Below are 6,672 nucleotides of genomic sequence, written 5' to 3'. Positions count from 1 at the left end.
TCGATCCGGCGCTGGTCTTTGCCCATTCGCTGCAGGAATCGAACTTCCGCACCGCCGTCACCAGCCCGGCCGGCGCGCGCGGGCTGATGCAGGTGATGCCCGGCACCGCGCGCGACATGGCGCGGAACGATCCGGCGATGGCGGGCCGCGACCGCCAGCTCGATCAGCCCGACGTCAACCTTGCCTTCGGCCAGACCTACCTCGCCCAGCTGCGCGATTCGGGCGCGACCGGCGGGCTCCTGCCCAAGGTCATGGCCGCGTACAACGCCGGACCGCTGCCGATCGCGCGATGGAACACCGAAATCCACGATGGTGGCGATCCGCTGCTGTGGATGGAATCGATCCCCTATTGGGAAACGCGCGGCTACGTCGCCATCGTCATGCGCAACTACTGGATGTACGAACGGCAGGCCGGCGGCCCCTCCGACAGCCGCATCGGGCTGGTACAAGGGCTGTGGCCCAAGTTCCCCGGCCTTGCCGGCGCGGAGAACGTGCGGGTCGCCTACAATGGCCATTGATCCCTCGCGGACGTTCAAGCCGATCAACATCGCCCTGCTCACCGTGTCCGACACGCGCGGGCCGGAAGACGATACCTCCGGCGATATCCTTGCCGCGCGCATCGCCGCGGCCGGCCACGCCCTGGCCGCCCGCGCGATCGAGAAGGACGACGCCGCCCGCATCGCGGACCGGCTGAACGCCTGGATCGACGATCGCGCGATAGACGCGGTGGTCATCACCGGCGGCACGGGCCTGACCGGCCGCGACGTGACGCCCGAAGCGCTCGACCGCGTGAAGACGCGCGACATCCCCGGCTTCGGCGAACTGTTCCGCTGGATCAGCTACAAGACCATCGGCACCAGCACGATCCAGTCGCGCGCCTGCGCGGTGGTGGCGCGGGGAACCTACATCTTCGCCCTGCCCGGCTCCAATGGCGCGGTGAAGGACGGCTGGGATGGCATCCTGGCCGAACAGCTCGACAGCCGGAACCGCCCCTGCAACTTCGTGGAACTGATGCCGCGCCTGCTGGAAGTGTAACGCCCCGCAACTTCCCAAACCCCGCTCACCCTGAGCCTGTCGAAGGGGGCGCGCACCACTTGCCTCATGGACAGGCTCCGGACTCCCAGCCCGCCGTCAGCGCGCGTCCGTCGTCAAGCTCAGGACGAACGGGTGTAAGCAGAAATTCGACATGGCAGGGGATGCGTCCGCGGCGCGCGCACCAACCCCTTGCAAATATGTTCTATATATGTTCCAATTACGTCATGGTCCGCCCCCCTCCCATCCACGGCCGAGGCGCGCAATCGGGCGCTGTGCCGACACGCTTCGGCCTGGCCACGCGCGAGGAGGATGGGGACTGGCTTGACGCGCGCGAAGGGATAGACGGCGCACCGGGCAAGCTGCGCACCACGGTGATCGATCTGCACCCGAAATCGATCGTCACCTTCAACCAATCCCCCGATATCGCCTTCGACCGCTCGCTCAATGCCTATGCCGGGTGCGAGCAACAGCCCAACAATTGCATATAACCCAGTTGCGTTAGATCCGCCGTAGCTGCAGTTCGAAAATGGTACCATTTTAAGTACTGGATCGGGAATCTTTCAATGGATATGAAGCACCCCCTCATTTGGAGTAAAACCGGTGAAGATGGATGCAAATACGAAGAAGCTCGTTGATTTATGCTTCTGCTACAATCGCAAACGCTCCAACCTCCTGGGGGTCAACAACAGACAACTTGCTCACTACACAACGGCAGACACTGCCCTCAAAATTCTCAAGGGACGTTCTATGTGGCTCCGCAATGCTGGGGTGATGAACGACTTTTCAGAAATCGAGCATGGTAAGGCTGCCATAGAACCGGTCATTAAAGGCCCACTCGGCGTTCGCTTGATCAATCTTCTTGATAGCATCGAACCAGGGCTGTCTCGCAAGACTATGGACCTCCATGTCCAGCACAGGCAACATGCTCGTGAAGCTATATTTATGCTCAGCCTCAGTGAACACAATCCAAATGACACCCTTGGCCGCCTCTCGATGTGGCGAGCATATGGCGGCCCCGTTGCCGGTGTCGCTTTACTTTTCAAACGTGGAGTCGTCGATGTAGAGGCTGATGCTGACTTAGAGCTTGCCGCCATGCCTGTCCTTTATGGCGGCCCTGATGAATTTCATGTTGAGTTTGAGGAGATGCTGGGATGTCTGGAAGCAGAGATTGATTTCCTAAAATATCAAGGAGGAGATATAATTTCTCTTATAACAGCAACTTTTCTTCAGTTTGCCATGATGACGGTCAAGCATCCAGGTTTTTCTGAGGAGCAGGAATGGCGGATTATACACCGCCCATATGAATTTCCTTCCGCCTATATTGCACCAACGACGTTAACTATTGCGGGCATACCTCAAGCGATATATGAGATACCATTCTATGACGAAGCGTTAGGCGGATTTCACACGGTTCCAGAGCTAAAGCTGAATGATATTTTAGATGGGATCATAATTGGACCGTGCTTCTATCCTGAGACGCTCTTCCGAGCGTTCAAGGATCAAATGGAAGCAGCCGGGATTGAGGATGCAAAGGACAAGATATTTGTATCCAATATCCCTTTGAGGCAGCAGTTTTAATTTCAAGAGGTGCTTTTGGGTGCAATCCGTGGTTGAACAACGCCTGGTTTCTGCCTGACACTCCTGGTTCACTCAGCCCCCAACCATCGCTGCGTCTATTACACTGATGCGCTGAGTTACCATGCAATGGCTTGCAAATGTTCCCTATATGTTCTAAATTGAGGGGATGGTCCGTCCCCCTCCCGTCCACGGCCGAGGCGCCCAATCGGGTGCCGTGCCCACGCGCTTCGGTCTTGCCACGCGCGAGGAGGATGGGGACTGGCTTGACGCGCGCGAGGGCATAGACGGCGCGCCGGGCAAGTTGCGCACCACGGTGATCGATCTGCACCCGAAATCGATCGTCACCTTCAACCAATCCCCCGATATCGCCTTCGACCGCTCGCTCAATGCCTATGCCGGATGCGAACACGGCTGCATCTATTGCTATGCGCGGCCGACCCACGCCTATCACGATCTGTCCCCCGGCCTCGATTTCGAGACCAGGCTGTTCGCCAAGCCGCAGGCGGCCGAGCTTCTGCGCAAGACGTTCGCCAAGCGGGGATACCGCCCCCGGCCACTGGCCATGGGAACCAATACCGATCCCTATCAGCCGATCGAGGCGCGCTACCGCATCACCCGACAGGTGCTGGAAACCTGTCTGGAAACGCGCCATCCGGTGACGATCACCACCAAATCGGCCCGCGTGCTGGACGATCTGGACCTGCTGGCCGAACTGGCGCGCCACCGGCTGACCGCCGTGGGTATCTCGGTAACCAGCCTCGACCCGCACCTGTCGCGCCTGCTGGAACCGCGCGCTTCGGCCCCCGCCAAGCGGCTGGCGGCGCTGGGCCGGCTGGTGGAAGCCGGTGTGCCGGCGCACGTCTCGGTCGCGCCGGTCATTCCCTCGATCACCGATGAATTCATGGAAGGCATTCTCGAACGCGCCGGCGCGCTGGGCGTTCGGTCGGCCAGCTGGATCATGCTGCGCCTGCCCCACGAAGTGGCGCCGCTGTTTCGCGAATGGCTATCCGTCCACTTCCCTGATCGCGCGGGTAAGGTCATGGCCATCGTGCAGGACGTGCGCGACGGGCGCGACAACGATCCCGGTTTCTTCACCCGGATGAAGCCGCAAGGGGTATGGGCCGATCTGATCCGCACCCGCTTCCGCCTGGGCTGCAAGCGCGCCGGGATAGGGCGGGTGGAGATCGATCTCGATTGTTCGGCGTTCCGCCCGCCCAGCGTGGATGGGCAGCTCAGCCTTCTTTAGGGCGTTTATGTTTTTTGCAAACTCACCATCGTCATTGCGAGGAGACGCAGTCGACGAAGCAATCCAGAGTCACGCTCAAACCGCTCTGGATTGCTTCGCTACGCTCGCAATGACGAATGCGTAGGGTAAGAGTGTGCAAGCGATATAATCGACTTCTCTAGGGTCATTAGGCCCGTTCCGCCGGTTCGTAGCGCCGTTCGCCGGTCAGCGGATCGTACCAGACCTCGATGATCGCGCCCGTCTCGTGATCGATCTCGCGCTCGCCGGTGCGCTGCCACTGGCCGTGCGAGGAGCCCCTGCGCCCGCGATACCCGGCGTCGAACACGGTGCCGATCACGATCAGCGCGGCGAACACGAACAGGCCGGCTCCGCCCCCGGTGCTCCATTCCAGCGCCACGCCGCCGCCGGCCATCGCGACCGCCAGCACCAGCGCGGCGATCCGGCCATTGCGCGTCATTGCGGTTTCAGCCTCACCGCCGTGCCATAGGCGACGACTTCGTTCATCGTCTGCCCGATCGATCCGGAATCGAAGCGCATCATCACCACGGCATCGGCACCCATCAGCCGCGCGTTCATCACCAGCCGATCGATCGCGTGCCGCCGGGTGTCCTCCACCAGCGCCGAATATTCCTTGATCTCGCCGCCCACGATCGAGCGCAATCCGGCCAGGATATTGCCGCCCAGCCCCCGGCTGCGCACGACCACGCCGAACACCTGGCCCAGCGCTTCCTGCACTTGGCGCCCGGCCACATTCTCCGTCGTGGTCACGATCATGCGCCTATCCTTTCGTCGATGAAAACCGCACCAGACGGCTGTCCCGCACCGCCGCCTGGCGATGGACGACGACCGGCTTGTATTCGGGGTCCGTCACCATGGCGAGGAACGCCGCCGCATCGGGATAGCCCATGACGAACGTGGCATCCCACGGCCATTCCTCAGGCCCGGTGACGACGCATTCGAAGCCGCCTTCCCAGACCATGGTCGCCCCAACCTTGGCCAGCACCGGCGCGATCGCGCGGTGGTATTCGGCATAGGCCTGCGCGCCGGTCCAGCCCTTGTCCGCCAGCGGATGCCCTTCGGGATAGGCCGCCTTGTCCTTGAAGCGGACAAGGTTCAGCATCCGGATCGGCGTGTTGCGCGGCAGCGCCTTGAAGCGATCGAAGTTTGCGCGGTCCGGATCGATGTAGTCCATGGCTCAGGCGGCCCACTGGAAATCGCGGAACTGGTCGCGCAAGTCCTTCTTGCTGATCTTGCCGGTGCCGGTGTGCGGTATCTCGTCGACGAACACGATGTCGTCGGGCACCCACCACTTGGCGACCTTGGTCGCCAGGAACGCGCGCAGATCATCGGAGCCGACATCGACGCCAGCCTTGCGCACCACGACCAGCAGCGGCCGTTCATCCCACTTGGGATGGAACACGCCGATCGCGGCGGCTTCGGCCACGGCGGGATGGCCGACGGCGGCGTTTTCCAGCTCGACCGAGCTGATCCATTCGCCGCCCGACTTGATGACATCCTTGGTCCGGTCGGTCAGTTGCAGCGTGCCGTTGGGATGGATTACCGCAACGTCGCCCGTATCGAACCACTGGGCGGTATCGACGGCTTCCTTTTCGCCCTTGAAGTAGCGCTTGACCACCCACGGGCCGCGCACCTGCAAGGCGCCGGCGGTCTTGCCGTCGCGCGGCAGGACGATACCGGGATCGCCCAGATCGACGCAGCGCATCTCGACGCCGAACGGCACCCGCCCCTGCATCGCCTTGATGCCGATCTGTTCGGCGAAGCTCAGGTCGTCCCAGTCCCAGGTTTCGGTGCCGGTGGTGCCGATGGGCGAGGTTTCGGTCATGCCCCAGGCGTGTGCCACGCGGATGCCTTCGCCCATGAAGCGTTCGATCATCGAGGACGGCATGGCCGACCCCCCGCAGACGACCTGTTTCAGGCTGGGCGGCATGCCCATGCCGGACCTGTCTATTTCCTGGAGAAAGGCCAGCCACACCGTCGGCACGCCGGCCGATGCCGTCACCTTTTCGCGCCGAAACAGATCGCACAGCACGGCCGCATCGTTCACCGCCGAATAGACGAACTTGGCGCCCGCCGCCGCACCCGCCCAGGGCAGGCCCCAGCTGGCCGCGTGGAACATCGGCACGATCGGCATCATCACGGTGCGCGCGTCCATGCCGAACACCGCCGGCTGGAGCGAGGAGATCGCGTGCAGCATCGTGGACCGGTGCGTGTAGAGCACGCCCTTGGGATTGCCGGTGGTGCCGCTGGTGTAGCACAGCATGCACGGATCGTTCTCGTCGCCGTCGGCCCAGGTGGCATGACCGTTCTCGGCGCCGATCCAGTCCTCGAAATGGATCGCCGGCTCGTCGGAATCGAAACAGACGTAGCGTTCGATCGTCGGCCACCGCGGCCTCATCCGCTCCACGATCGGCGCGAACGCCTTGTCGAACAGCAGGACGCGGTCTTCCGCGTGGGCCACGATATATTCCAGCTGGTCGTCGAACAGGCGCGGGTTGATCGTGTGCAGGATGCCGCCCGCACCCACCGCGCCATACCAGGTGACAAGATGCCGGTGATGGTTCATCGCCAGCGTGGCGATGCGATCACCGGGCTGGATGCCGATCCGCTGCAGCGCCTGCGTCATTTTCAGCGCATCGCGGCGAATGCCCGCCCAGGTGGTGCGGCTTTCCGTGCCGTCCGCCCAGTGGCTGACCAGTTCGCGCGCGCCATGTTCCCGCGCGGCATGATCGAGCAGATGGGTAACGCGCAGCTTCCAATCCTGCATGGCTCCAAGCTGCATCGTTTTCCTCTCC

At 62.6% G+C, this 6,672-nt stretch carries 9 protein-coding genes; 5 read left to right on the top strand and 4 right to left on the bottom strand.

Going from position 1 to position 6,672, the window contains the following annotated elements; genetic code table 11:
• The 5 genes from B3547_RS19745 to B3547_RS19725 all read left to right on the top strand — a co-directional run.
• A partial coding sequence (locus B3547_RS19745; protein WP_292966238.1) for a lytic transglycosylase domain-containing protein occupies positions 1-518 on the top strand: 518 nt, incomplete at its 5' end.
• Positions 508-1,035 carry a molybdenum cofactor biosynthesis protein B gene (moaB, locus tag B3547_RS19740; RefSeq protein WP_292966236.1) on the top strand — a complete coding sequence of 176 codons (528 nt, stop codon included), beginning with the start codon at positions 508-510 and terminating at the stop codon, positions 1,033-1,035. The genes B3547_RS19745 and moaB, both read left to right, overlap by 11 nt.
• Before the next feature lie 224 nt (positions 1,036-1,259).
• Positions 1,260-1,523, top strand: a complete 264-nt coding sequence (locus tag B3547_RS19735) for a hypothetical protein (RefSeq protein WP_414690595.1) — start codon at positions 1,260-1,262, stop codon at positions 1,521-1,523.
• 118 nt (positions 1,524-1,641) lie between these two features.
• Complete coding sequence (locus B3547_RS19730; protein WP_292966241.1) at positions 1,642-2,613, top strand: DUF2971 domain-containing protein; 972 nt, start codon at positions 1,642-1,644, stop codon at positions 2,611-2,613.
• Positions 2,614-2,779: 166 nt separating this feature from the next.
• On the top strand, positions 2,780-3,859 hold the full coding sequence (locus B3547_RS19725) for a PA0069 family radical SAM protein (RefSeq protein ID WP_292966234.1): 1,080 nt from the start codon (positions 2,780-2,782) through the stop codon (positions 3,857-3,859).
• Between the two features lie 166 nt (positions 3,860-4,025).
• Here the strand turns inward: B3547_RS19725 and B3547_RS19720 are convergent, their stop codons facing one another.
• Genes B3547_RS19720 through B3547_RS19705 form a run of 4 tightly spaced genes read right to left on the bottom strand, consistent with a single transcriptional unit; the run spans position 4,026 to position 6,659 of the window.
• Positions 4,026-4,316, bottom strand: coding sequence for a hypothetical protein (locus B3547_RS19720; protein WP_292966231.1), 291 nt, complete (start codon positions 4,314-4,316; stop codon positions 4,026-4,028).
• The gene (locus tag B3547_RS19715) at positions 4,313-4,633 is read right to left on the bottom strand and encodes a YbjQ family protein (RefSeq protein WP_124809797.1); all 321 of its coding nucleotides are present in this window, start codon (positions 4,631-4,633) and stop codon (positions 4,313-4,315) included. The genes B3547_RS19720 and B3547_RS19715 overlap by 4 nt, the downstream gene beginning before the upstream one ends.
• A gap of 4 nt (positions 4,634-4,637) precedes the next feature.
• On the bottom strand, positions 4,638-5,051 hold the full coding sequence (locus tag B3547_RS19710) for a DUF1330 domain-containing protein (protein ID WP_292966227.1): 414 nt from the start codon (positions 5,049-5,051) through the stop codon (positions 4,638-4,640).
• 3 nt (positions 5,052-5,054) lie between these two features.
• Positions 5,055-6,659: a long-chain fatty acid--CoA ligase gene (locus B3547_RS19705; protein ID WP_255530406.1), complete on the bottom strand. Its 1,605-nt coding sequence runs from the start codon at positions 6,657-6,659 to the stop codon at positions 5,055-5,057.
• Positions 6,660-6,672: the final 13 nt, after the last annotated feature.

Source organism: Novosphingobium sp. UBA1939 (genome assembly GCF_002336885.1).
In the GTDB taxonomy this organism is placed as follows: Bacteria; Pseudomonadota; Alphaproteobacteria; order Sphingomonadales; family Sphingomonadaceae; genus Novosphingobium.
Note: the sequence above shows the minus strand (reverse complement) of the source record. Positions and strands in the feature narration are given on the sequence as shown.

Bases quoted from the DNA above. Each gene is read 5' to 3' on its own strand.
- moaB (WP_292966236.1), top strand. From the start codon at position 508: ATGGCCATTGATCCCTCGCGGACGTTCAAGCCGATCAACATCGCCCTG.
- B3547_RS19735 (WP_414690595.1), top strand. From the start codon at position 1,260: ATGGTCCGCCCCCCTCCCATCCACGGCCGAGGCGCGCAATCGGGCGCT.
- B3547_RS19730 (WP_292966241.1), top strand. From the start codon at position 1,642: ATGGATGCAAATACGAAGAAGCTCGTTGATTTATGCTTCTGCTACAAT.
- B3547_RS19725 (WP_292966234.1), top strand. From the start codon at position 2,780: ATGGTCCGTCCCCCTCCCGTCCACGGCCGAGGCGCCCAATCGGGTGCC.
- B3547_RS19720 (WP_292966231.1), bottom strand. From the start codon at position 4,316: ATGACGCGCAATGGCCGGATCGCCGCGCTGGTGCTGGCGGTCGCGATG.
- B3547_RS19715 (WP_124809797.1), bottom strand. From the start codon at position 4,633: ATGATCGTGACCACGACGGAGAATGTGGCCGGGCGCCAAGTGCAGGAA.
- B3547_RS19710 (WP_292966227.1), bottom strand. From the start codon at position 5,051: ATGGACTACATCGATCCGGACCGCGCAAACTTCGATCGCTTCAAGGCG.
- B3547_RS19705 (WP_255530406.1), bottom strand. From the start codon at position 6,659: ATGCAGCTTGGAGCCATGCAGGATTGGAAGCTGCGCGTTACCCATCTG.